The sequence below is a fragment of the Nesterenkonia sp. YGD6 genome, from assembly GCF_022565895.1.
Taxonomy (GTDB): Bacteria; Actinomycetota; Actinomycetes; order Actinomycetales; family Micrococcaceae; genus Nesterenkonia.
Genome location: NZ_JAJOYY010000005.1, coordinates 128,083 through 151,273, shown reverse-complemented (window position 1 = coordinate 151,273; position 23,191 = coordinate 128,083). Strand labels below are relative to the sequence as shown.

Sequence of the window (23,191 nt, the reverse complement as noted above, 5' to 3'; positions counted from 1 at the left end):
TCATGACCGCACCTTCAAGGGCCGAGGCCGCCGCCACGGGATCCCGTAGCGGCGGTCCGGCGGGCCGGACCGGGACCGGTCGCCGGAAGCCGCGCATCAGCTTCCGGCACCGGGCCTCGGCCTGGGACCGCCGGTATTCGCCCTACCTCTACATCAGTCCCTTCTTCCTGCTCTTCGCCGTGGTCGGGCTGTTCCCGCTGGTCTACACCATCTGGGTCGCCGCCCACGACTGGGACCTGATCATGGGCCAGGGCGAATTCGTCGGCACGGACAACTTCGCGCACGTGCTGGGTCAGCGGGCCTTCTGGATCTCGCTGCGCAACACGCTCTCGATCTTCATCCTCTCCTCGGCCCCGCAGGTGGTGGCGGCAATCCTGATCGCCTACCTGCTCGACTACAACCTGCGCGCCAGAACCTTCTGGCGGATGGGCGTGCTGGTGCCCTATGTGGTCACTCCGGTGGCCGTGGCGCTGATCTTCTCCAACCTCTTCGGTGACCGGTTCGGGCTGGTGAACTCGATGCTCGAGACCGTGGGCATCGACGCCGTCGGCTGGCATTCGGGCGTGCTGCCCAGCCACCTGGCCATCGCCACCATGGTGAACTTCCGCTGGACCGGGTACAACGCACTGATCTTCCTGGCCGCCATGCAGGCTGTCCCGCGAGACCTCTATGAGGCGGCCGCGATCGACGGTGCGGGGAAGGTCCGTCAGTTCATCTCGGTGACCATCCCGAACCTGCGCCCGACCATCATCTTCGTGATCATCACCTCGACCATCGGCGGGCTTCAGATCTTCGACGAGCCGCGGATGTTCGACCAGTACGGCCGCGGCGGCGCCGACGGCCAGTGGCAGACCATGACTTTGTACCTCTACGAACTGGGCTGGACCCGGTCCGACTTCGGGCTCGCCTCCGCGGTGGCGGTGCTGCTGTTCCTGCTGATCGTGGCCATCGGGCTGGTCAACTTCGTCATCACCCGCCGCATCTCAAGCTCGGAGGTCAAGCGATGAGCGCGCTCGAAGAGAGGCCGCTGCCGATCATCCCGCGCACGGGACCCGCGACAGCGCCCAAGAACGACGACGACCCCTTTGGCCGCCGCGGGTCCGGATCCGGGGCAGGATCCCGACCTGAGGGACGCCGCCGCCGACGCGGAGGCTCCGGCGGGCCGGGCCGCGGACCGGGCTGGATCGTCTACGGGTGCCTGGCGGCGGTGATCCTGGGCAGCATGTTCCCGCTGTGGTGGTCCTACCTGATCGGCAGCCACGACTCGACGATCCTCTCCCGGGACTCCTTCCCGCTGCTCCCGGGCGGAAACTTCCTGGACAACGCCGCCTCGGTGATCAACACCGTGCCCTTCTGGCGGGCGACGATGAACTCGATCATCGTCTCCACCGTCACTGCGGTCTCGGTGGTGTTCTTCTCCACCCTGGCCGGCTACGCCTTCGCGAAGCTGCGCTTCAAGGGTGCCGCGCCGCTGCTGGTCTTCGTGATCGCCACCATGGCGATCCCCACCCAGCTCGGCGTCGTTCCGCTCTACCAGGTGATGGCGCGGCTGGGCTGGATCGGGGAGCTGCAGGCCGTCATCGTGCCGGGCCTGGTCACCGCCTTCGGAGTGTTCTGGATGACCCAGTACCTGCGGCAGGCGATCCCCGATGAGCTCATCGAGGCCGCCACCGTGGACGGGTGTTCCATGATCCGCACCTTCTGGCACGTGGCCCTGCCGGCCGCGAAGCCGGCGGCGGCGATGCTGTTCCTCTTCACCTTCGTCCTGAACTGGACGAACTTCTTCTGGCCGTTCATCGTGCTGGGCCCGCAGAATCCCACCCTGCCCGTGGCGCTGCAGCAGCTGCAGGCGGCGCACTTCGTGGACTACTCGCTGGTGCTGGCCGGGGCCACCATGGCCACCATCCCGCTGCTCATCCTGTTCATCTTCACGGGCCGTCAGCTCGTATCCGGAATCATGCAAGGAGCCGTCAAGCAATGAGTTCTTCCCTCACCACCCAGGCAACCAGCGCACCGCGCACCGTGGCCTTCCCCGCCGACTTCCTCTTCGGCTCCGCCACCGCGGCCTACCAGGTCGAAGGTGCTGCCGCAGAAGGCGGCCGCGCCCCCTCGGTGTGGGACACCTTCGCCCACACCCCGGGGAAGGTCCACGCCGGGGACACCGGGGACGTCGCCTGCGACCACTTCCACCGCTTCCGTGACGACGTGGCGCTGATGAAGCGGCTGAACCTCAAGGTCTACCGGTTCTCGGTCAGCTGGTCCCGCGTGATGCCCGACGGGGTGACCGTCAACCCGGAGGGACTCAGGTTCTACTCGGATCTCGTCGATGAGCTGCTCGCCGCCGGGATCCTGCCCTGGCTCACGCAGTACCACTGGGATCTGCCCCAGGCACTGGAGGATCAGGGCGGGTGGACCAACCGCCGGACCGCTGAGCTCTTTGCTGACTACGCGGTGGTGCTGCACGAGGCGCTGGGCGATCGGGTCCGACACTGGACCACCCTGAACGAGCCGTGGTGTTCGGCCTTCCTGGGCTACGCCAACGGGCACCACGCGCCGGGGCGGACCTCCCCGGAGGACGCTCTGGCCGCGGCGCATCACCTGCTGCTCGGACACGGGCTCGCGGTGAGGCGGCTGCGTCGTCGTGATCCGCAGCTGGAGCTGGGGCTGACGCTAAACTTCACCGACTACCGGCCGGCGGATCCAGAGTCACCGGGAGATGTGGATGCCGCACGCCGGCTCGATGGCAGCTTCAACCGCTTCTTCGCTGGGGCGATCTTCGACGGGGCCTACCCGGAGGATGTGCTTGCCGACCAGGCAGGGCTCTGGCGCGAGGGGCTGGTCCAGCCGGGAGACCTGGAGATCATCTCGACGCCCATCGACGTGCTGGGGGTCAACTTCTACACCGGGGAGCTGCTCACCGGTGTAGAGCCCGAACGCGCCGCGCAGGCGGCGGCCACGGCGCGGGCGACGGGGGAGCCGAACCCGAACGTGGGTTCCGAACACGTCTCGGCGGTGCCGAGGGGACTGCCGGCCACCGCGATGGGATGGGAGGTCTTCCCTCAGGGACTGCATGATCTGCTGCTTCGGCTGCACCGCGAATACACCGGTCCCGCCGGAGTGGCGCTCTATGTCACCGAGAACGGCGCGGCCTACCCGGATGCGCCCGACGCCGCGGGCTTCGTCCAGGACGATCAGCGGCTCAGCTATATCCGAGAACACCTCCATGCCGTGCATCAGGCTAGGGAGGCCGGTGCGGATGTGCGGGGATACTTCGTATGGTCGCTGTTGGACAACTTCGAATGGGCCTTCGGCTATGACCGGCGCTTCGGGATCGTACGGGTGGATTACGATACGCTCACGCGCACTCCGAAGGCCTCCGCGAACTGGTACGCACAGGTCGCGGCAACAGGTGTGGTGGACTGAGAGAAGCAACGACGCCGTGGTGACCACATCCGACGAAGGGGGACCGATGCCTGCTCGGCGACTGCCGACCCTGGAGGATGTGGCAGCCAGGGCAGGTGTTTCCCGCGCCACCGCCTCCCGGGCGGTGAACCTGGATCCACGGGTCCGCGCGCAGTCCCGGATCGCAGTGGAGGCGGCGGTGACCGAGCTCGGCTACCGCCCGAACCGGGCCGCGCGCTCGCTGGTGAACCAGGAGGTCGACTCGATCGCCGTCGTCGTGCCTGAGGCCGAGGACCGGGTCTTCGCGGATCCGTTCTTCGCGTCGATGCTCGCCTCGATCACCCAGCGGCTGGCGGATTCCCCGGTGCAGGTGCTGCTGGCCATGGGCCAGCCCGGGGGACGGCAGAAGATCGAGCGGTATCTGCGCGGCGGCTACACCGACGGCGCGATCATCGTCTCGCACCACCGCGACGATGACCTCTCCGATGTGCTCCACGAGACGAAGCTGCCCGCGGTCTACGTCGGCCGGCCCTACGCCGGAGATGTCGGCATCCCCTGGGTGGATGTGGACAACCGCTCGGGTGCGGCGCTCGCGGCAGACCACCTGATCAGTCAGGGACGACGTCGACTGGCCACCATCGCCGGTCCGCAGGACATGGCAGCCGGGTCGGATCGGTTGACCGGGTGGACCGAGGCGCTGCAGCGCGCGGGCCTGGACTCCGGCCTGGTCGAGTTCGGCGACTTCACCTCCGCCTCGGGTGCGGTGGCGATGGAGCGGCTGCTCGAGCGCGCTCCGGACCTCGACGCCGTCTTCGTGGCCTCGGATCTGATGGCGGTGGCCGCCATGCATGAGGTCCAGTCTCGAGGGATCGCCGTGCCGGAGCAGATCGCAGTCGTGGGATTCGACGACACGCACGCCGCACAGCTGACCCGCCCGCCGCTGACCACCGTGATCAACCCGGTGGGGGAGCTAGCCGGGCGTGCAGTGGACCTGCTGCTTCAGCTGATGCAGGGGGAGAACGTGGACCCTGTGGTGCTGCAGACCGCCATGGTCAAACGGACATCGGGATGACACTCAGGTGAACTTGCTTCAGTTTTGAAATAAAATGAGGCAGACTGCTGTTGTCCCCATTGACCAACCACGGTGGTTCTGCGCGTTCGGCGCGGGGCCGTAACCCTAAGAGGAGTCCCATTCATGGCACATCTGACCCCCGGCACCTGGAACCTTGATTCTTCGCACTCCGAGATCGGCATGACCGTGCGCCACGCCGGCATCTCGAAGGTGAGGGCCATCTTCGAAGAGGCCGAGGCCACCCTCGTCGTCTCCGAGGGTGATGAGGCGACTGTTGACGCGCACGTCAAGGCCGTGTCCTTCAATTCTAAGAGCCCCGACCGCGACGCCCACGTCCGCGGCGAGGACTTCCTGAACTCCGAGGCCCACCCCGAGCTGACCTTCGTGGCGAACAACATCGCCGCAAGCGGTGAAGAGTTCGAGATCTCCGGCGACCTGACCATCCGCGGCGTCACCAAGCCGGTGACCTTCGAGGTCGAGTTCGGCGGTCAGGCGGTGGACCCCTTCGGCATGACACGTGCGGGCTTCTCGGCCAACACCGTGATCTCCCGCAAGGAGTTCGGCCTGACCTGGAACGCAGCCCTGGAAGCCGGCGGCGTGCTGGTCGGCGACAAGGTCTCGATCGACCTCGAGGCAGCCTTCGTCCTGGCTCAGTGATTCGATTCTGAGGCGGTGCTCAGCGCACTGGCGATGAGGGCTCAGGCCCTCTGCTGAGAGAGGCCCGGTTCCGTGCCGGTGGAGTTGATCTCCATCGGGGCGGGGCCGGGCCTCTCCTTGTTTGGCGTCATCCGTTCGGGCGCTTCATGCTCGCAGGGCGCGTGCCGACCTGGTGGTGTTCAGGCGTCCGCGATCTGAACCTTCCTGGCCTCAGCGGGCGGGTGTGGATAGCCGGCGGTGAGGATGTTGAAGGCATCCTGGATGAGCGCCGGGAGCTTCTCATCCGGCAGGTTATTCTGCGACCAGAGGGCCAGCGAGGTGACCATCGCCGAGACCGCACCTGAGGCGGCGAGCGAGGGATAGAGGTCCGTGCTGACATTGGTGCCGGAGTGCACGGCGATGCGCGCGCTCAGAAGTTCCACCAGCTCCACCTGCTGGGTGACGCGGAAGGGGCGCAGTGAGGGATTCTTCTCCTCCAGCTGTGCGAGCTGAGAGGCCCTCCGCAGCTGCTCGGGATGCTCGCGCGCATACTCGCTGAGCTGCTCGCAGAGCACCTTCAATGGTGGCTCGTCAGACTGCTCGCCTCCGCATTCATCCAGGACCTGCTCCGCGCCGATGCTGCCGGCCGCGAGCACGGCTTCTTCTTTGGAGGGGAAGTAGTTCGAGACCGTGCGCGGGGAGACGAAGGCTTCGCGCGCGATCTCATCGATGGTGACATCACTGAGTCCTTTGGCCAAGGTCAGCTTCAATGCGGCCCCAGCGATCGCTTCTCTGGTTATCTGCTTCTTGAGCTCGCGTAGGCCCACCTGCTCTTCATCCATTGTTCAAGATTACCGCAGGCCTGCTGATTGAGACTCTTTGCCTAACCTGCAAAATTCTTTGGAATCTCGGCAGAGACGCTGCATCGTGCTCATGTCGGTTGTCCCCGATGTCCGGTCATTTTCTTTAGCTGCCCGCACACCGCATTCGCACAGGTCTGAATGCTTTCGGGGCAAGCATGCATGAAACGCAATTTCATTCAAAAAGAAACTTGCGCAAACCGCAAAACGCTGTAATGATCAAGGCGGCACCTGATTCCTGAACGGGGGCGGGGCCAAAGTCCACAGGGCCTCTCCTGGGCTTCCATTTTGATGAGAAGGAATCCGCCATGAATCGTGCATACGCGCTTGTCGCCACCCTCCAGTCCTTCATGACTGACCGCTTCGAAGGCCGCAAAGACCGCGGCGCCACCGCCGTGGAGTACGGGCTCCTGGTTGGTTTGATCGCGGTTGCGATCATTGGAGCTGTGTTGGCTCTGGGGGGGTCACTTACGGACATGTTCACCGGTGTTGAATCCAAGCTTCCTGCGGTGGATACCGGTACCGGCACCAACTAATCGTTTCCCCGCAGTGGTTGCCGGTGGAACCCTAGCGGGATCCACCGGCAACTTTGGTTGCTTCGCCCGTATAAGTTGCACTGCTCCGGAAGGTATGAGACGTGAGAATACGAGAGCGAGATCGGGGTGCTTCCGCAGTGGAATTCGCCATTGTGACTCCGGTCCTTGTACTCATGCTGCTCGGCATCATCGCCTTCGGTCACGCCTTCCACGTGCAATCCGTGCTCTCGAATGCTGCCCGTGATGGCGTCAGGGTGATGGCGTTACAGGACACTTCCGGCGGCGCGGATCCGCAGACCGCCGCAAAGAACGCCGCCATCGCCTCCGCCGCACCCTCGGCGGTTGTCTCCCCTGGACAGATCAGCATCACTCCCGCCAATTGCGCGGCGGCAGGAACCTCTGGCCCCGGTACCGCGACGGTGACTATCCGATATCCGATGGAACTTCTGGGTCTCGGTCGACCGATCGAGCTCACCGGCAAGGGGACCATGCGATGCAACGGCTAAAGTCCCTGTTCACGCGACCACCGAACCACGATGACCGCGGCGCTTCCGCCGTCATCGTCGCGCTGATGATGGTGCCGATCATGATCCTCGCCGCTCTTGCCATCGATGTCGGTGCGATGCACGCCGACCGGCAACAGTTGCAGACCGGCGCCGATGCAGGAGCCCTCGCCATTGCCCAGGATTGTGCCCGCGATGACTGCGACACCGACACCTCCCGCTCCACAGCTGAGACCATGGCTGCAGCCAACCTGAACGCCACCGGTGCCGTCGGCGATGTCACCACGCTGGATGCAAACACAGGTGAAGTCAGTGTTCGGACCAGCGCCGTCCGGGACCACTGGTTCGCCCCGATCATCGGCATCAACTCTTCCCCGATTCAGGCCCAGTCAAGCGCGCGTTGGGGATACCCCACCGGCGGAACCGCCGTCATGCCGCTGACATTCTCCTGGTGTGAACTCGAGGATCAGATCGGGATCACCGTATTGCGAGATGCGGAGAACAACGTCATCGGTGTAGACATCCCAGATGAGACCCCGGAGGTCACTCTCTTCAATAAGGGTGGCGAGCAGGACCACAACTGCCACGGAACCTCCGGGAGTCAGTCGGGTGGGTCCTCGGGAAATGTGGTCCCCGGTGGATTCAGATGGATCGTCCCGGGCCCGGGTGGATGCGGGAAGACGGAATCGATCATCGGCGGCTGGGTCAGGTCTGACACCGGTGCCAGCGTCCCGTCGGGTTGCACCAAGGGGCACTTTGAGAAGTGGGTCGGGAAGACCGTCTTGCTGCCCATCTTCGACAGGACCAACGGGCTGACGGGTAACAACGCCGAGTACCAGGTCTTTGGGTATGCGGCATTCACGCTGTCTGGCTTCTACTTCGGACAACAGATCCAGCATCCATCGCCGGCGCCCTGTGGCAGTCCAGACCGCTGCATCAAGGGAAGCTTCGACCGTTTCGTCGACCTGACCGAAGATTTCGACTACAGCCCCAGCGGTCCGCGCCTCGGCGCCGCCGTCGTCGCCCTGACCGAGTAAGGCCTAAATGTCCCGTCGCCTGATTGCCGCACTTGCCGCCGTCGTCCTCGCTGCCCTCGCGGCCATGTTGGTGATCAGCTACGTGAACCAGGCCGATGAGCGCGCCATGGCGGATATGTCTCCCGAAACCGTCTTGGTGGTGACGGAACTTGTCCCTGAGGGGACTCCTGCTGGAGAGCTGAGCGAGTTCGTCGCCTCCGATGAGGTGCCTTCAGCCGCGGTCGTCCCTGCTGGTATTGACTCTCTGGAGGAAGTGGCGGGGCAGGTCACGATCGCGCCTCTCTACCCGGGAGAACAGCTGGTGGCAGGCCGTTTCGCCTCCCCGGAGGACCTTGAAGGCGCCGGAGCGGTCGAAGTACCTGAAGGATTCCATGAGATCACCGTTCAGCTGCCTACGACCCGAGTTGTCGGTGGTCATCTGGAGGCCGGGGACACCGTGGGATTCTTCCTTACGTCCGAGAGTGAGACCGAGCTCGCGCTACAGAAAGTGCTCGTTACGCGAGTGCAGGGGGGAGTGAGCGTCGTGGAGGAGGAGGACGGAACCGAGACCACCCAACCTGCCGCAGACACTTTGATGGTCACATTCGCCGTAGAGGTCGCTGATGCGAAGCTCGTGGCCAACGCTGCGGAGTCTCTCGGCATCTGGCTTTCGCTCGAACCCGAAGACGGCCCCGAAGACACCAGCGGCTCGGTCACACCAGAGGACATCTTCGAATGATCCGTATCGCTGTAGCGGTAGCAGACGCCGATCTCGAACCTGCATACGCCCAGGCCGCGGGTGCCGGGTACCTCTCATTGCCAGTGCCTTACTCAGAGAACCCGGCAGATCTGCTGGGAAGACTCAAGGCGGGTTCCGTTCCAGGTGTCCTGGTGATGGACTCCCGGCGCGACCCCGATCTCTGCCTCGCGCTGGCAGCTCGATTCCACACCGAACATCCGGACACCGTGGTGCTGCTGATCACCGATCAGCCCGAGGCGCTCGGTCTGCGCGCCATGCGCGCCGGCGTCACCGACCTGCTCGCCCCCGGCGCTGACCTGCAAGAGGTCAATCGGGCCCTCGCCGAGGCGAAGCAACAGGCGGAGGCCCTTGCGGCTCGGCACGCCAGCACCGAATCACAGGGGCCGACCGGCCGGGTGATCACCGTCGTGGCCTCCAAGGGCGGCGTGGGCAAGACGACGGTGATGACCAACCTCGCCGTCGCCCTGGCTCAGGCCGTCCCGAACTCGACAGTGATCGTGGACCTGGACCTGCAGTTCGGCGATGTGGCCACGGCGCTGAACCTCTCCCCGGAGCATTTCCTCCCCGACGCGCTGCAGAGCGTGGCCAGCGGAGACACCATCGCGCTGAAGACCCGGCTGACGCTGCACGAATCGGGGCTCTACGTGCTGCCGGCCCCTGCAGATCCTGCCGCCGCCGATGGCATCACCAGCGCCCAGATCAGTCAGCTGCTGCAGGTGCTCACCCAGGAGTTCCCGTTCGTAGTGGTGGACACATCCCCAGGTCTGGCCGATCACACGCTGGGAGCGCTGGATCACACCACCGATCCGCTGCTGCTCACCACGCTCAGCGTGCCTGCGCTCAGCGGGCTGCGAAAAATCGTCGACACCCTTTCGGTGCTCCAGATGTTCACCGAGCGGTATCACGTGGTGGTCAACCACGCCGACGCCGCCGACGGCGTCACGCTGAGCGACGTGGAACAGACCCTCGGGGTCCTGGTGGGTACCGCGATCCCCAGGTCCAAAGGTGCACCTGCTTCGATCAACGTAGGTGTGCCGCTGATGCAGTCCCAGACGCGCGATCCGCTGGTGAGAGCGCTGGCTTCGCTGGCGAACAGGCTGCTCCCTGCGGGAGTCCAGCTCGACCGGCGGGGCCGGCTGCGCACGAAGGGGAAGAAGTCATGAGCCTCTCCGAACGGCTGAAAGCCGCGCAGGCGGGGTCCGCGCCGACGAAAGCCGAGGCAGCACCGGTGGCGGTGGACCTGGATGAACCCGCGATCGTCCACGACGCATCAACAGCAGTTCCTGCGCAGCCGATCACCCGCCGGACCGCCGCCAGTGCCCGCGAGCGACCACCCGCTTCGCCTCGTGCCGATGAGCCCGACGACGCACTGCGGCGCCTCAAAGACAGCGCCGCCGCGACGCTGTTCCAACGCATCGGAGCCCGGCTCAACGACCCCTCCCTGGATGAGCGCCAGCTCCATGCCCTGGTCCGGGCCGAGCTGAACGCCGTCATCGAGAAGTCCGCCATCCCGCTCAGCACCGAGGAGCGCAAACGGCTCACCGCCGAGGTCCAGGACGACGTGCTCGGATATGGCCCGCTCCAGCGGCTCCTCGACGACGAGACCGTCACCGAGGTGATGGTCAACGGACCGGACATGATCTACATCGAGAAGTCCGGCCAGCTGCAGCGCGCGGCCAGCCGGTTCGCCTCCGAGCAACACCTGCGCCTGGTCATCGAGCGCATCGTCTCGCGCATCGGACGTCGGATCGATGAGTCTGCGCCCATGGTTGATGCTCGGTTGCTGGACGGCTCGCGCGTCAATGCCGTGATCCCGCCACTGGCCTTCAACGGGTCCTCGCTGACCATCAGAAAGTTCAGCAAGGACCCCTTCAAGGTTCATGACCTGGTCCGCTTCGGCACGCTCAGCCCGGAGATGGCAGAACTCCTGGACGCCTGTGTCGCGGCGAAACTCAACGTCATCGTCTCCGGCGGCACCGGCTCAGGAAAGACCACCCTGCTCAACGTGCTCTCCTCCTTCATCCCCGACGGCGAGCGGATCGTCACCATCGAAGATGCGGTCGAGCTCCAGCTCCAGCAGGACCACGTGGTCCGGTTGGAATCTCGGCCGCCCAATGTGGAGGGCAAGGGCGAGGTCAGCATCCGGGATCTGGTGCGCAACTCGCTGCGCATGCGACCGGACCGGATCGTGGTCGGCGAGGTCCGCGGTGGAGAGAGCCTCGACATGCTCCAGGCGATGAACACCGGCCACGACGGTTCCCTGTCCACCGTCCACGCCAACTCACCCCGCGATGCGATCGCCCGGCTGGAGACCCTGGTCCTGATGGCCGGCATGGACCTTCCGCTGCGCGCCATCAGGGAACAGATCGCTTCAGCGGTGGACCTCATCGTGCAGCTCACCCGCCTGCGGGACGGCACCCGCCGGGTCACCGCGGTCACCGAGGTCCACGGCATGGAAGGTCAGACCGTCACTCTCCAGGACGTCTTCCTCTTCGACTACTCGGCCGGCGTCGACGACGACGGGAAGTTCCTCGGCAAACCCGTCTCAACCGGAATTCGTCCGCGGTTCACCGAACGCTTCGCTGACCTGGGCATCACCGTCTCCCCGGGCGTCTTCTCCCGGCCAGAGACCAGGCCAGGACCATGATCGGGGTCATCGCCGAGAACCTCCTGCCTACGAGCGGTGTCCTCATCGGCGCGCTCGCCGTGGGAATCACCAGTTACCTGGTGATCTCACCGGGTCCGGTGCGAGTGCCCGTGGAGCGCAGGCAGCCCGGCCACCTTCCCACGCCCAGCGCGCTGGAGCGTGGAGCTGGGATCGCGACGGCTCTGGTGGAGCGGCTCATCCACCGGCGGGGAACCCCGGTGGGTGCCTCGACCCTGGAGCTGGCAGCGGTGAAGCTGCGCCCCCAGGACTTCGTCTTTCTGGTGCTCGTCGGCTCAGTGGTGGGTTTTGCCCTGGGTCTGCTGCTCAGCGGTGTGCTGCTGGCGATCATGCTCGCCGGTGTTGTCCCGCTGGGAGCCCGGATACTGCTCGGGTTGAAGATCTCCAAAAGGCAGAAGCAGTTTGCTGATCAGCTCGATGACTCGCTGCAGCTGATGGCCTCGAATCTGCGCGCAGGGCACAGTCTTCCGCAGGCGCTGTCCTCGGTCGCCAAAGAGGCCGAGAGTCCCACCTCCGATGAGTTCGTGCGCATCGTCAACGAGACCAGAGTGGGGCGTGACCTTGGCGTCGCCCTGGACATGACCGCTGCCCGCATGGCCAGCGACGACTTCTCCTGGATCACCCAGGCGATCGCGATCAACCGCGAGGTCGGCGGAAACCTCGCCGAGGTGCTCGACGGAGTGGCCAACACCATCCGGCAGCGCAATGAGATCCGCGGCCAGGTAGCCACGCTCAGTGCCGAGGGCCGGCTCTCGGCACTGATCCTGATGGTGCTCCCAATCGGCCTTGCGGGCTTCCTGCTCATGACCAACCCTGGATACCTCGCCCCCTTCACCGAGAGCGCACTCGGCTATGGTCTGATGATCCTCGGCGTGGTCATGCTCACCATAGGTGGGCTCTGGCTTCGCAAGGTTGTGGAGATCAAGTTTTGAACTCCCTGACTACGCCCATCGCGCTTGCGGCCGCCTGCGCCGCACTCGCTGTCGGGATGGCGGTCTGGCTTATCTGGATTGCGGTGGACCCGACGCGACGCCAGGTCCGGGAGAACCTGCGGCGCGCCGGAGTCACTCTGGTGGCGGCCACAGACATTTCGGGCCAGGACGAGAGCAGCTTCTCGCTGTCCTCGTTCGCCAGGAGGGCGACGCCCTCGGTCATCGTGAAGACCCTGGACCGGCAGCACACCCTCGCCGGCCGCCCAGCCGCATGGACCGTAGAGAAACTTCTCACGCTCAAGCTCCTCTGGCTCCTCGTCGCCGGGGTGATCAGTGCATTCATCCTGCTGTCCGGACCACCGCCGCTCATGGTGCTGATGACGCTGGGCGTCACGGTGGTCGGGTACTTTGTGCCGGAGCTGCTGCTCAACAGCGAGGGGACCAAACGCAACCAGCAGATCGAGTTGGAGCTCGCCGACACCCTGGACCAGATGACCATCGCGGTCGAGGCCGGACTGGGATTCGACTCCGCCATGGCGCGCGCCGCGCAGAACGGCAAAGGACCGCTGGCCAACGAGCTGGTCCGCACGCTTCAGGACATCCAGATGGGCAACTCGCGCAGGCAGGCCTTTGAGGCATTGACCGTGCGCACCACCGTCGTAGACCTGCGCCGCTTCGTCCGTGCCGTGATCCAGGCGGATGCCTACGGAGTCTCCATCGCCAGCGTCCTGCGGACCCAGGCGGATGAGATGCGGCTGAAGCGACGCCAGCGCGCTGAGGAGAAGGCCCAGAAGATCCCGGTCAAGGTGCTTGCTCCGTTGATGCTCTTCATCCTCCCGGTGATCTTCATCGTGGTCATGGGCCCGGCCGCGATCAACATCGTCGAGTCCTTCAGCGGCATGTGATGGGTGAAGCTGTCATGATCCCTCTCCTGACCGCGTTGCTGGCCGCAGTGCTGGGTGGGCTGCTCACCCCGGCCCTGCGGCCGTTCCTCGAGGACGATTCCGAGCGGGTGGGGAGTCTTCTGCGTGTGCCTGTTGCGGTGCTTGCAGCGCTGGCCGGATTCGGTGCCGCGGGCGTCGCGGACAGTGCCGCGGAGCTGGTGGCCTTCGCGGCGGTCGGAGTCGGTTGCGCGCTGCTGGTTGTGATCGACCTGATGGTGCGTCGGCTGCCCGATGTCTTGGTGGCATGTACCGCTGTGGCACTGCTGGTGCCACTTGCGGTGGCGGCAGCTACCGCGGATGAATGGTCCACGTTCGGTCGGAGTCTGCTGGCGGCCGTGGTGCTCCTCGCCGGGTACTTGCTGCTGGCGCTGATCGCGCCGACCGGGCTGGGTCTCGGTGACGTGAAGTTCGCTTTTCTGGTCGGCGGATTCCTGGGCTGGTTCGGGTGGTCCCACGTGGCCGCTGGCACGGTACTGGGATTCACCATCAATGGGGTCATCGCGCTGGTGGTTTTGGTCAGCCGAAATGGAGGCCGGGACACGCAGATTCCCTTCGGCCCGTCGATGGCCCTCGGCGCAGTCTGCGCCGTGGCGCTGCTGCCGTAACTCGAACGGGCAGAGAAACGTTCTTAGGGCACAGGCGAACGAGAATTCTTCACCGATGACAGCGTCTTCGGTCGCCTCCAGGCAGTGCTCGCGCCGTTTTCCGCCTCCGCGGATTTGTGTTTTCTGCATCGTCATGCAAGGCAGAGAACCTGATGATACTCACTCGGTATTTTCTACTGATGAATTACGTAGTACTTACTAGGCCGGCTAAAAATGGCATTTGCCACCATCACTGCACCTCAGAACGCGCCTGGTGAATCTTGCGAGGCATGGCGATGAAATTGGACTTGTGGATCTTCAGACTGCGCCGTAATCTCAGCGACAAGTGACCCAGATCGCCCAGATCTACATGGGTGAAAAATCTGTTGGAACTTGTGCGAACGACTAGGTTCGATCGGCAGAAAGTGCATTCCATTCCGGGGGGAAAAATGAATAATACGACCAGCTCGGCTCGATCTGCGCCAGCAGTCCAGCGGCCTCACTTCACTTCGCAGGCGAGGCTGCTGCTTGCAGTCTTGTTGGCCTCGTTCCTGGCGATGGCAATCACCTTGTCCTACTCCTCCGTCGCCTCCGCGATGACGACGCCGTCGAGCTCACTGGGGGCTGCCGGGTCCTACGCGGTCCTCGCCGGATCAACGGTCACCAATACCGGAACCACCGTGCTCAATGGAGATCTGGGACTGACCCCGGGGACAGCGGTGACGGGCTTCCCGCCGGGACAGGTGGCGGAAGGAAATGAGACCAACATCGCCAATGGCCCGGCGCTGCTCGCACAGCAGAGCTTGACCACTGCATACAACACCTATGAGGGACTGCCCGCGACGGAAGAAAACGTCATGGTCCTGGACCGTGAGGATCCCTTCGTGGCGGGCGTCTACAACTCACCGAGTTCGATGATGCTCAGCGGCCGCATGACGCTGGACGGTCAGAACGACCCAGATTCGGTGTTCGTCTTCCAGGCGGGATCGTCGCTGACCACCGCCTCAGGAAGCAGCATTGAGCTCATCAATGGCGCCAACGTCTGCAACGTCTACTGGCAGGTGGGAAGCTCGGCAACGCTTGGTACCGGTTCCTCATTCATGGGCTCCATCCTTGCGCTCGAGTCGATCACTGTCACGACAGGCACTCTGGTCACGGGTCGAGCGCTCGCGCGGAACGGGGCAGTGACCCTCGATACCAACGTCTTCAACGCTCCGAGTTGTGGCGAACCCACCACCGACCCGACGGAAGAACCCACCGAGACTCCAGTCCCGACAGACGAGTCCACCACCGACCCCACGGAAGAACCCACCGAGACTCCAGTGCCCACGGATGAGCCCACTGAGGTTCTTGTCCCGACCGAGGAGCCGACCGAGGTTGCGGTCCCGACCGAGGAGCGCACAGATGTTCCAGCCGCGACGGACGAGCCGACTGAGGTTGCGGTCTCAACCGAGGAACCCACTGAGGCTCCGGTTCCGACCGATGAGCCCACCGATTCGGCCGTGCCTACGAACACTGAGAGCCCGGAAGCTTCGGCATCACCTACGGAATCCGATGCCCCGAGTGGATCGGATTCTCCAACCGCATCTGACACAACGGACGATGCCGTGACGGGCGATGACGCGACAGAATCCGCTGCCCCGTCAGACTCAGACGACACGACCATTGAGGCAGACGCATCGGCGGCTGACACGGACGACGACTCAGCCGAGGTGGCATCCGATTCCTCGGATCTGCCCTCTACCGGCATCGGGACGCTGACCAGCGTGCTCGTCGGGCTGAGCGTGCTGCTCATCCTCGGAGGCGCCACGCTGCTGATCATCAGGCGGCAGCGCTCGACCTCGAGCGACTAGTTCGATCCTGGGCCTGATCCAAGGTCCAGACAGCCGAAGGGCCCGAGCCTGACACCTGGTGGGTGCAATCACCAGGTGTCAGATCGGGCCCTTTGTCATGTCCTGGGCTGATGCGTCAGCCCCGCCTCAGGAGGAGGAGAAGGCCGCATCGAACGCGGCATCCGAGGGTTCGAACGCATTGGCCCGGACGAACTCCAGGGCCTGGGGTGCTCCGATCAGCCGGTCCATCCCGGCGTCCTCCCACTCCACCGAGAGCGGACCGGTGTATCCGATCGCGTTGAGCATCCGGAAGGCGTCCTCCCAGGGCACATCGCCGCGGCCGGTGGAGATGAAGTCCCAGCCGCGCCGCGGATCAGCCCAGGCGAGATGCGAGGACAGCCGGCCATTGCGCCCGTTCAGCCGCTTCTTCGTGTCCTTGCAGTGCACGTGATAGATCCGGTCCTGGTAATCCCAGAGGAACGCCACCGAATCGATGTCCTGCCAGACCATATGGGAGGGATCCCAGTTCAGGCCGAACGCCTGCCGGTGCCCGATCGCCTCCAGTGCGCGCTGGGTCGTCCAATAGTCATAGGCGATCTCCGAAGGATGCACCTCATGGGCGAAGCGGACCCCCACCTCGTCGAAGACGTCGAGGATCGGGTTCCACCGGTCAGCGAAGTCCTGGTAGCCGGCCTCGACCAGCTCCGCGGAGACCGGAGGGAACATCGCCACATACTTCCAGCTCGCGGACCCGGTGAAGCCGGTCACCGTCTTGACCCCCAGCCGGGCCGCGGCCCGCGCCGTGTACTTCATCTCCTCGGCCGCCCGCTGTCGCACCCCCTCGGGGTCGCCGTCGCCCCAGATGTGATCGGGCAGGATGTCGCGGTGCCGGGCGTCGATCGGGTCGTCGCAGACCGCCTGTCCCCGGAGGTGATTGGCGATCGTGTAGACCTTCAGCCCGTTCTTCTCCAGGATGTCCAGGCGATCCTTCACGTAGGCATCGTCTTCTGCCGCCCGCCGTGGGTCGAGGTGATCACCCCAGCAGGCGATCTCCAGGCCGTCGTAGCCCCATTCACCCGCGAGCCGGGCGACCTCCTCGAAGGGCAGGTCCGCCCATTGTCCGGTGAACAGCGTGACTGGTCGTGCCATGGTCTTCATCTCCGTTCGTGATCGTGGATCTCGGTCCATTGATGCGCGGCCCCGCTGGAGCGCTCCACTGCCTCCAGCACCCGCTGCACGTGGAGGCCATCCTCGAATGAGGGCCGCGGATCCTCCCCGGCAGCGATCCCGCGCACCAGATCCACCACCTGATGGGTGAATCCATGTTCGTAGCCCAACCCGTGGCCGGCCGGCCACCAGGCTTCGAGATAAGGGTGCTCCGGTTCGGTGGCCATAATCCGGGTGAACCCTGCGGTCCGCGCCGGTTGCGTCGCATCGTAGTAGTGCAGGACGTTCATGTCCTCGAAGTCGAAGCTGACCGCCCCGCGAGACCCGGAGACCTCGATGCGCAGCGCATTCTTCCGACCCCAGGCGAACCGGGAGGCCTCCAGGATCACCGGGGCGCCCGAGCTCAGCCGAGCGGTGACCAGGGCGGCGTCGTCCACCGTGACCGGGCCCGTCGCGGCCGTGCCAGACGCTTCGGCGGAGGCTCCCGGCCCGCCACGGAGACCACCGCTGCCACCGCCGATCCCACCTGCGGCGACGGCGGCCGCAGCGGCCACCGGGCGTTCCGCGACGATGGTGTCGAGCATCCCGGAGACCCCGGCGAAACGCTGACCGGTGAGGAAACAGGTCAGGTCCACGATGTGGGCGCCGATGTCGCCCAACGCCCCTGACCCCGCGCGGGCCTTGTCCAACCTCCAGGACAGCGGCGCGGTCTCATCGCCGAGCCAGTCCTGCAGATATTGGGCCCGCACCTGGCGCACCTCACCGATCCGGCCCTCAGCGATCAGCTCCTGGGCCAGCTTCAGCGCCGGCACCCGGCGGTAGGTGAAGCCGACCATCGCATGGATGCCCTGGGCTCGCGCTCGGTGGGCGGCGTCGTTCATCCGCTGCGCCTCCGCCACCGAGTTGGCCATCGGCTTCTCCACCAGCACGTGCTTGCCGGCCTCCAGCGCCGCCGCGGCGATCTCCGCGTGGGTGTCACCCGGGGTGCAGATGTCGATCAGATCCACATCCTTGCGTTCGAGCACCCGCCGCCAGTCGGTGGCGGACTCGACCCAGCCCAGCCGCTGCGCAGCGTGCTTGCTCCGCTGTGCATCCCGGCCGACGAGCACCCGCATCCGCGGCTCCATCGGAAGGTCGAAGAACCGTGAGGCGGACCTCCAGGCCTGGGAGTGGACCCGGCCCATGAAGGCGTGCCCGATCATGGCCACGCCCAGTCGTGGCTTCTCCAGCTCTGCCATCGCTGCCGCTCAGGATTCGAAGGCGTAGGGCAGGTACTGGTCCACGTTGTCCGCGGTGACCACCGGTGCGTAGAGCTGGATCTCGCGAGGGACCTCGATCTGCACCAGGTCACCCAGGGCCCGACCCTGCGCGAGCAGCCGAGCCAGCCGGACGCCGTCGGCGGCCTGGGTGGCGGGATAGATGACCGTGGCCTCCACCACGGAGTCCCCGGACTCGATCTCGCGCATCATGTTCGCGGAGCCTGCGCCGCCGACCATGAAGAACTCGTCGCGCCCGGCGTTCTCGATGGCGGCCAGGACTCCGACGCCCTGATCGTCGTCGTGGTTCCAGATCGCATCGATCTCGGGTGCGGCCTGGAGCAGGTTCGCGGTGGCGCTCTCGCCGCCGGCGACGGTGAAGTCCGCGGCGACCCGGTTGTCGACCTCGAGTCCGCAGTCACTGAGGGCCTGTTCGAACCCTTCGCTGCGGTCCTGGGTCAGCGGGAGCGAGTCGATGCCGGCGATCTCAGCGACCACCGCATCCTCCTGGTCGCCGAGCTGTTCACAGATGTACTCTCCGGCGGAGACGCCCATGCCGTAGTTGTCCCCGAGGATCGTGGTGCGCGCGGCGAAGGGGCTGGAGAATTCGCGGTCGACGTTGACCACGGGGATCCCCGCCTCCATCGCTTCGGTGGCCACCTCGGTCAGTGCGGCGCCGTCGAAGGGAAGGACCACGATCGCGTCCACGCCGTCGTTGATGAACTGCTCGATCTGGCTGATCTGCTGATTGACGTCATCGGTGCCCTCGGAGACGCGCAGCTCGACGTCTTCGAACTCTTCCCCCTGGGACTGGGCGCCTTCGGTGATGGCCCCGATCCAGCCGTGTCCGGCGGCAGGGCCGGAGAACCCGATGACGACGTCTTCACCGGGCTCGGCGTTGTCGCCCGCAGGTTCAGCGGCGGCGGCCGCGGCGTCGTCGTCGCCGGACTCCGCCTCCACCGGGTCGTTGGAGAGGCAGCCGCTGACGAGCAGGGTGGCTGAGATGAGCGCAGCGGCCGAGAGGTACCGGCGTGGGGTGCGAGACATGATTCCTCCTGATGGAAGTTGATTCAGCTGTGCGAGTGGGTTGATTCAGGTGGTGAGGTGCTCAGGTCACGTTCGACTGTGGCTGGAGAAGCGCTGCTGCAGCAGCACGGCACCGACGATGATCGCGCCGGTGACCAGCGCCTGGACGGACGAGTCGAGGTTGTTCTGCACGAAGACGTTGCGCAGCACCGCGAAGACCATGACTCCCAGGACGGTGCCGAAGATGGTGCCGCGGCCGCCTGCCAGCAGGGTGCCGCCGACGACGACGGCGGCGATGGCGTCCAGCTCATAGAGCAGGCCGTGGGTGGAGGAGCCCGAGGTGGTCCGGCTGAGCATCATCACCGCGGCGATGCCGGCGCAGAGCCCGGAGAGGGCGTAGACCATGACCAGGTGGCGCTTGACCTTGATGCCGGCCAGCCGGGCGGCCTCGGGGTTGCCGCCCACGGCGATGGTGCGGCGCCCGAAGGTGGTGCGGTTGAGCAGGAACCATCCAGCGGCGGCGACGATCAGGAACATCCAGACGATGATCGGGATGCCCAGCAGGTCTCCGCGGAAGGTGCTGGTGAAGCCCGGCACGGTGACGATCTGGGTCTGCCGTCCGGAGATCAGCTCGGCGAAGCCGCGGGCGGCGACGAGCATCGCCAGGGTCGCGATGAACGGGACCACCCGCCCGTAGGCGATGATCACGCCGTTGAGCAGTCCAGCCGCGGCGCCGACGGCCAGCGCGGTGAAGAACATCATCGACCAGTGGACGTCCATCGCGATGGCCTGGGTGCCCAGCGTGGTGGCCCAGACCGTGGCCAGTCCCATCACCGAGCCCACCGAGAGGTCGATGCCTCCGGAGGTGATCACGAAGGTCACGCCGATGCAGATCACCCCGATCACCGCGGCCTGCTGCAGGATCACCATGAGGTTCGCCACGCTGAGGAAGCGATCGCCGCCGGTGACGACGCCCAGGACCACCAGTGCCGCCAGGGCGAGGATCAGGCCGAGGCTGTGTCCCAGGCTGAGGTTCGACCCGCCGACCGTCTTCGGTGCCTTCTCCTCGTCCGGGCTGAGGTCCCGGCTCGGGGGCTCCTCGCCGGCAGGAGTCTCCGCACCGGCGGGGGCGCCTGTTTCTTTCGTCTCACTCATCCGTGAGCTCCTTCCATCACAAGATCAAGCACCTGGTGTTCGTCGATGTCCCTGGTCGCTCCGGTGTGGACGACCCTGCCGTCAGCGACGACGAGGACTCGATCGGCGAGTCCCAGGACCTCCTCGATCTCGCTCGAGACCATCAGCACCGCCGTGCCCTGCCGGCTCAGCTCCCTGACCAGTCCGTAGATCTCCGCCCGGGCCCCGACGTCGACGCCGCGGGTGGGCTCGTCGAGCAGCAGCACGTCGCACCCATGCACGAGCCAGCGCGCGAGCATCGCCTTCTGCTGGTTTCCGCCGGAGAGGGTGCGGATGCTGCGCTGGACGTCGGCGGGGGAGAGGTGGAGCGCCTCGGCCTGTTCGCGGGCCGCGGTGCGTTCGGCGCGCTCGTTGAGCAGGCCGGATCGGGCGAAGCGGGCGAACGTGGAGAGGGTGATGTTGCGGTAGATCGGCTCGTCCAGGAGCAGGCCCTGACTCTTGCGCTCCTCCGGGGCGAGTCCCACCCCGTGGTTGACCGCATCGGCGATGGAGCCGCGGCGCAGCTTCTTGCCCTTGACCCGGACCTCGCCGGCGGTGGCGCGGCGGGCTCCGTAGATGGTCTCGAGGATCTCGGAGCGGCCCGCGCCCACCAGTCCGGCCAGTCCCACGACCTCACCGGGGCGGACGTCGAAGGAGACCGGCTCGAAGACTCCGTCGAGGCTGAGTCCGTCGACCTCGAGCAGCGGCTGATCGCTGGTGGCTCCGATCGCGGTGCCGCCGAAGTCGGAGATGACCTCGTGCCCGGTCATCAGCGCGATGAGCTCCCTGGTGGGGGTGTGCTCGACCTCGAGGCTGGTGGCCGCGGTGCGCCCGTCCTTGAGCACCGTGATCCGGTCTCCGATCCGGCGGATCTCCTCGAGGCGATGTGAGATGTAGACCACGGCCACGCCTTCGTCCCGGAGAGCTCGCACCACTCGGAACAGGTTCTCCACCTCTTCGGGATCAAGCACCGCGGAGGGTTCGTCCATGATGATCAGCTGCGCGTCATGTGAGAGTGCCCGGGCCATCGAGACGATCTGCTTCCCCGCTGCGGGCAGACGTCCGACCTCGCGCTGGGCGGGGATCTCGGGGTGACCGAGGCGCCGGAGCAGGTCGCGGGTGCGCTCCAGGGCGGTGGCCCGACGCAGCACGCCCCCCGAGCTGAGCTCGTGACCGAGGAACACGTTCTCGGCGACGCTGAGACCGTCGACGACGTCGAGCTCCTGATACATCGTGGCTATGCCCAGTCGCAGCGCGGCCATCGTGGTGGGGATGGTGACCCGTTCACCCTTCCAGAGGATCTCGCCCTCGGTGGGCTGATGGGCGCCGGAGAGCACCTTGATGAGGGTCGACTTCCCGGCGCCGTTCTGACCGAGCAGGCAATGGACCTCACCGGCCCGGATGTCGAGATCGACGCCGTCGAGGGCCTTGGCGCCGGGGAAGTGTTTGATGATCCCTCGCATCCGGAGGAGCTCGGACCCACCATTTTGTGTGACCATGCTCACAAATTTAGAGGGCACTTCTGTCGGCTGTCAATCAAAAGTCAAACTAAACACGTAAAACTTTCGGACTCACTCTGACTGAACACTGGGTGGTTTACTTGAACCATGGCCTCCTTCTCCGTGATCGATGAGCAGAACAGCGTGGCGTTCGCGCCGGCGGGGAACACTCTTCCCAACAGCGCGGGAGCGTTGTTCCAGCTCCTGCGGGACGGGACGCCGCGGACGCGCTCAGACCTGACGGCGATGACCGGTTTCGCGCGATCGACGATCTCCGCGCGGGTGGAGGAGCTGCTGGATGCCTCGCTGATCCGCCCTGCGGGGGAGAACTCCTCCACCGGGGGCCGGCCGCCGAGCACCTTCGCCTTCAATCCCGACGCCCGGTCGGTGCTCGCCGTGGACCTCGGCGGAACCCACGCGCGGATCGCCGTGACGGACCTGGCGGCCCGGGTGCTGGCGGAGAAGGAGCAGGAGCTCGACATCACCCGGGGCCCGGTGGCGGTGCTCGACGCGGTGGGCGCGATCGCCATGGAGCTCCTCCAGGAGACCGGACGCAGCCCCGAGGACCTGCTCGGTGTCGGGGTGGGCGTACCGGGTCCGGTGGAGTTCGCCACCGGCCGGCCGATGAGCCCGCCGATCATGCCGGGCTGGGACCACTTCGACATTCCCGGACATCTGCGCCAGTGGTTCCCGGTGCCGATCATGGTGGACAACGATGTCAACGCCATGGCCCTGGGGGAGCACGCGGTGACCTACCCGGGTGTGGCCAACATGATGTTCGTCAAGGTCGCCACCGGCATCGGCTCCGGCATCATCAGCGATGGTCGGCTCCAGCACGGCGCCCAGGGAGCGGCAGGGGACCTCGGCCATATCGCGATCCCCGACGGCGACACCACACCCTGCACCTGCGGGAATGCGGGCTGTCTCGAAGCGGTCGCCTCCGGGCCGGCGATCGCCGCCCAGCTGCGCGAGCGCGGCTTCGACGTGCCGCACCATGCAGCGATGCTGGACCTGGTGCGCTCCGGTGACGTGGAGGCTCTGCGCACCGTGCGCCAGGCCGGGCGGCAGGTCGGATCGGTGCTGGCGGGCTGCGTGAACCTGCTCAACCCCTCGGTCATCGTGATCGGCGGGGTGGTCTCCACGGCGGGGGAACACTTCCTGGCCGGGATCCGCGAGGCGGTCTACTCCCGCTCGCTGCCGCTGGCCACCCAGCACCTGCGCATCGTGGTCACCCAGACCAGGGCGCGCGCCGGGGTGCTCGGCGCCTCCGCGCTGGTCACCGGCCACGGGCTCTCGGTCGAGAACGTGAACCGACTGGTCGGCTGAGG

At 66.0% G+C, this 23,191-nt stretch carries 22 protein-coding genes; 16 read left to right on the top strand and 6 right to left on the bottom strand.

All coding sequences use genetic code 11. The annotated features are described in order from the left end of the window. Positions 1-2: 2 nt before the first annotated feature. The 5 genes from LTI14_RS09560 (at position 3) to LTI14_RS09540 (ending at position 5,131) form a co-directional block, all read left to right on the top strand. Entirely contained in the window at positions 3-1,007 is a 1,005-nt protein-coding gene (locus LTI14_RS09560; RefSeq protein WP_241470816.1) for a carbohydrate ABC transporter permease, read from the top strand. After that, positions 1,004-1,981 carry a carbohydrate ABC transporter permease gene (locus LTI14_RS09555; RefSeq protein ID WP_241476370.1) on the top strand — a complete coding sequence of 326 codons (978 nt, stop codon included), beginning with the start codon at positions 1,004-1,006 and terminating at the stop codon, positions 1,979-1,981. The genes LTI14_RS09560 and LTI14_RS09555 overlap by 4 nt, the downstream gene beginning before the upstream one ends. Beyond that, positions 1,978-3,423, top strand: a complete 1,446-nt coding sequence (locus tag LTI14_RS09550; RefSeq protein ID WP_241465651.1) for a GH1 family beta-glucosidase — start codon at positions 1,978-1,980, stop codon at positions 3,421-3,423. The genes LTI14_RS09555 and LTI14_RS09550 overlap by 4 nt, the downstream gene beginning before the upstream one ends. A 46-nt stretch (positions 3,424-3,469) precedes the next feature. After that, positions 3,470-4,474: a LacI family DNA-binding transcriptional regulator gene (locus LTI14_RS09545; protein WP_241465650.1), complete on the top strand. Its 1,005-nt coding sequence runs from the start codon at positions 3,470-3,472 to the stop codon at positions 4,472-4,474. Positions 4,475-4,597: 123 nt separating this feature from the next. Continuing rightward, complete coding sequence (locus LTI14_RS09540; protein ID WP_241465649.1) at positions 4,598-5,131, top strand: YceI family protein; 534 nt, start codon at positions 4,598-4,600, stop codon at positions 5,129-5,131. 179 nt (positions 5,132-5,310) lie between these two features. On the opposite strand, the gene LTI14_RS09535 is transcribed toward LTI14_RS09540, so the two are convergent. Further along, positions 5,311-5,952 carry a TetR/AcrR family transcriptional regulator gene (locus LTI14_RS09535; protein ID WP_241465648.1) on the bottom strand — a complete coding sequence of 214 codons (642 nt, stop codon included), beginning with the start codon at positions 5,950-5,952 and terminating at the stop codon, positions 5,311-5,313. Positions 5,953-6,278: 326 nt separating this feature from the next. Between LTI14_RS09535 and LTI14_RS09530 the strand changes: the two genes are divergently transcribed. The 10 genes from LTI14_RS09530 (at position 6,279) to LTI14_RS09485 (ending at position 15,763) form a co-directional block, all read left to right on the top strand. Beyond that, complete coding sequence (locus LTI14_RS09530; protein WP_241476369.1) at positions 6,279-6,506, top strand: Flp family type IVb pilin; 228 nt, start codon at positions 6,279-6,281, stop codon at positions 6,504-6,506. A gap of 101 nt (positions 6,507-6,607) precedes the next feature. Then, positions 6,608-7,012: a TadE/TadG family type IV pilus assembly protein gene (locus LTI14_RS09525; RefSeq protein WP_342357747.1), complete on the top strand. Its 405-nt coding sequence runs from the start codon at positions 6,608-6,610 to the stop codon at positions 7,010-7,012. Continuing rightward, entirely contained in the window at positions 7,000-8,046 is a 1,047-nt protein-coding gene (locus LTI14_RS09520) for a TadE/TadG family type IV pilus assembly protein (RefSeq protein ID WP_274616086.1), read from the top strand. Before LTI14_RS09525 ends, LTI14_RS09520 begins: the two co-directional genes overlap by 13 nt. Before the next feature lie 7 nt (positions 8,047-8,053). Beyond that, positions 8,054-8,764 carry a Flp pilus assembly protein CpaB gene (gene cpaB, locus LTI14_RS09515; protein WP_241476366.1) on the top strand — a complete coding sequence of 237 codons (711 nt, stop codon included), beginning with the start codon at positions 8,054-8,056 and terminating at the stop codon, positions 8,762-8,764. A gap of 155 nt (positions 8,765-8,919) precedes the next feature. Then, complete coding sequence (locus LTI14_RS09510; protein ID WP_241476365.1) at positions 8,920-9,948, top strand: AAA family ATPase; 1,029 nt, start codon at positions 8,920-8,922, stop codon at positions 9,946-9,948. Next, the gene (locus tag LTI14_RS09505) at positions 9,945-11,432 is read left to right on the top strand and encodes a CpaF family protein (protein ID WP_241476364.1); all 1,488 of its coding nucleotides are present in this window, start codon (positions 9,945-9,947) and stop codon (positions 11,430-11,432) included. The genes LTI14_RS09510 and LTI14_RS09505 overlap by 4 nt, the downstream gene beginning before the upstream one ends. Further along, a complete protein-coding gene (locus LTI14_RS09500; RefSeq protein ID WP_241476363.1) occupies positions 11,429-12,382 on the top strand; it encodes a type II secretion system F family protein in 954 nt (317 codons plus the stop codon). Before LTI14_RS09505 ends, LTI14_RS09500 begins: the two co-directional genes overlap by 4 nt. Next, a complete protein-coding gene (locus LTI14_RS09495; protein ID WP_241476362.1) occupies positions 12,379-13,287 on the top strand; it encodes a type II secretion system F family protein in 909 nt (302 codons plus the stop codon). Before LTI14_RS09500 ends, LTI14_RS09495 begins: the two co-directional genes overlap by 4 nt. Positions 13,288-13,301: 14 nt before the next feature. Further along, positions 13,302-13,931, top strand: a complete 630-nt coding sequence (locus tag LTI14_RS09490; protein ID WP_241476361.1) for a prepilin peptidase — start codon at positions 13,302-13,304, stop codon at positions 13,929-13,931. Positions 13,932-14,284: 353 nt separating this feature from the next. Then, positions 14,285-15,763, top strand: a complete 1,479-nt coding sequence (locus LTI14_RS09485; protein WP_241476360.1) for an ice-binding family protein — start codon at positions 14,285-14,287, stop codon at positions 15,761-15,763. Positions 15,764-15,889: 126 nt separating this feature from the next. On the opposite strand, the gene LTI14_RS09480 is transcribed toward LTI14_RS09485, so the two are convergent. The 5 genes from LTI14_RS09480 to LTI14_RS09460 all read right to left on the bottom strand — a co-directional run bounded on the left by LTI14_RS09480 (position 15,890) and on the right by LTI14_RS09460 (position 21,863). Further along, positions 15,890-16,891 (bottom strand): sugar phosphate isomerase/epimerase family protein, encoded by a 1,002-nt coding sequence (locus LTI14_RS09480; RefSeq protein WP_241476359.1) that lies wholly within the window; start codon positions 16,889-16,891, stop codon positions 15,890-15,892. A 5-nt stretch (positions 16,892-16,896) separates the two neighbouring features. After that, positions 16,897-18,147 carry a Gfo/Idh/MocA family protein gene (locus LTI14_RS09475; RefSeq protein ID WP_241476358.1) on the bottom strand — a complete coding sequence of 417 codons (1,251 nt, stop codon included), beginning with the start codon at positions 18,145-18,147 and terminating at the stop codon, positions 16,897-16,899. A gap of 9 nt (positions 18,148-18,156) precedes the next feature. Continuing rightward, positions 18,157-19,212, bottom strand: a complete 1,056-nt coding sequence (locus LTI14_RS09470; protein WP_241476357.1) for a substrate-binding domain-containing protein — start codon at positions 19,210-19,212, stop codon at positions 18,157-18,159. A gap of 66 nt (positions 19,213-19,278) precedes the next feature. Next, positions 19,279-20,346 carry an ABC transporter permease gene (locus tag LTI14_RS09465; protein ID WP_241470832.1) on the bottom strand — a complete coding sequence of 356 codons (1,068 nt, stop codon included), beginning with the start codon at positions 20,344-20,346 and terminating at the stop codon, positions 19,279-19,281. Further along, complete coding sequence (locus tag LTI14_RS09460; RefSeq protein ID WP_241476356.1) at positions 20,343-21,863, bottom strand: sugar ABC transporter ATP-binding protein; 1,521 nt, start codon at positions 21,861-21,863, stop codon at positions 20,343-20,345. The genes LTI14_RS09465 and LTI14_RS09460 overlap by 4 nt, the downstream gene beginning before the upstream one ends. Positions 21,864-21,971: 108 nt before the next feature. Between LTI14_RS09460 and LTI14_RS09455 the strand changes: the two genes are divergently transcribed. Next, positions 21,972-23,189, top strand: a complete 1,218-nt coding sequence (locus LTI14_RS09455; protein WP_241465633.1) for an ROK family transcriptional regulator — start codon at positions 21,972-21,974, stop codon at positions 23,187-23,189. Positions 23,190-23,191 lie beyond the last annotated feature (2 nt).

Coding starts and splice junctions, on each gene's coding strand:
- LTI14_RS09560 (WP_241470816.1), top strand. CDS start 3: ATGACCGCACCTTCAAGGGCCGAGGCCGCCGCCACGGGATCCCGTAGC.
- LTI14_RS09555 (WP_241476370.1), top strand. CDS start 1,004: ATGAGCGCGCTCGAAGAGAGGCCGCTGCCGATCATCCCGCGCACGGGA.
- LTI14_RS09550 (WP_241465651.1), top strand. CDS start 1,978: ATGAGTTCTTCCCTCACCACCCAGGCAACCAGCGCACCGCGCACCGTG.
- LTI14_RS09545 (WP_241465650.1), top strand. CDS start 3,470: ATGCCTGCTCGGCGACTGCCGACCCTGGAGGATGTGGCAGCCAGGGCA.
- LTI14_RS09540 (WP_241465649.1), top strand. CDS start 4,598: ATGGCACATCTGACCCCCGGCACCTGGAACCTTGATTCTTCGCACTCC.
- LTI14_RS09535 (WP_241465648.1), bottom strand. CDS start 5,952: ATGGATGAAGAGCAGGTGGGCCTACGCGAGCTCAAGAAGCAGATAACC.
- LTI14_RS09530 (WP_241476369.1), top strand. CDS start 6,279: ATGAATCGTGCATACGCGCTTGTCGCCACCCTCCAGTCCTTCATGACT.
- LTI14_RS09520 (WP_274616086.1), top strand. CDS start 7,000: ATGCAACGGCTAAAGTCCCTGTTCACGCGACCACCGAACCACGATGAC.
- cpaB (WP_241476366.1), top strand. CDS start 8,054: ATGTCCCGTCGCCTGATTGCCGCACTTGCCGCCGTCGTCCTCGCTGCC.
- LTI14_RS09510 (WP_241476365.1), top strand. CDS start 8,920: ATGGACTCCCGGCGCGACCCCGATCTCTGCCTCGCGCTGGCAGCTCGA.
- LTI14_RS09505 (WP_241476364.1), top strand. CDS start 9,945: ATGAGCCTCTCCGAACGGCTGAAAGCCGCGCAGGCGGGGTCCGCGCCG.
- LTI14_RS09500 (WP_241476363.1), top strand. CDS start 11,429: ATGATCGGGGTCATCGCCGAGAACCTCCTGCCTACGAGCGGTGTCCTC.
- LTI14_RS09490 (WP_241476361.1), top strand. CDS start 13,302: ATGATCCCTCTCCTGACCGCGTTGCTGGCCGCAGTGCTGGGTGGGCTG.
- LTI14_RS09480 (WP_241476359.1), bottom strand. CDS start 16,891: ATGGCACGACCAGTCACGCTGTTCACCGGACAATGGGCGGACCTGCCC.
- LTI14_RS09475 (WP_241476358.1), bottom strand. CDS start 18,147: ATGGCAGAGCTGGAGAAGCCACGACTGGGCGTGGCCATGATCGGGCAC.
- LTI14_RS09470 (WP_241476357.1), bottom strand. CDS start 19,212: ATGTCTCGCACCCCACGCCGGTACCTCTCGGCCGCTGCGCTCATCTCA.
- LTI14_RS09465 (WP_241470832.1), bottom strand. CDS start 20,346: ATGAGTGAGACGAAAGAAACAGGCGCCCCCGCCGGTGCGGAGACTCCT.
- LTI14_RS09460 (WP_241476356.1), bottom strand. CDS start 21,863: ATGGTCACACAAAATGGTGGGTCCGAGCTCCTCCGGATGCGAGGGATC.
- LTI14_RS09455 (WP_241465633.1), top strand. CDS start 21,972: ATGGCCTCCTTCTCCGTGATCGATGAGCAGAACAGCGTGGCGTTCGCG.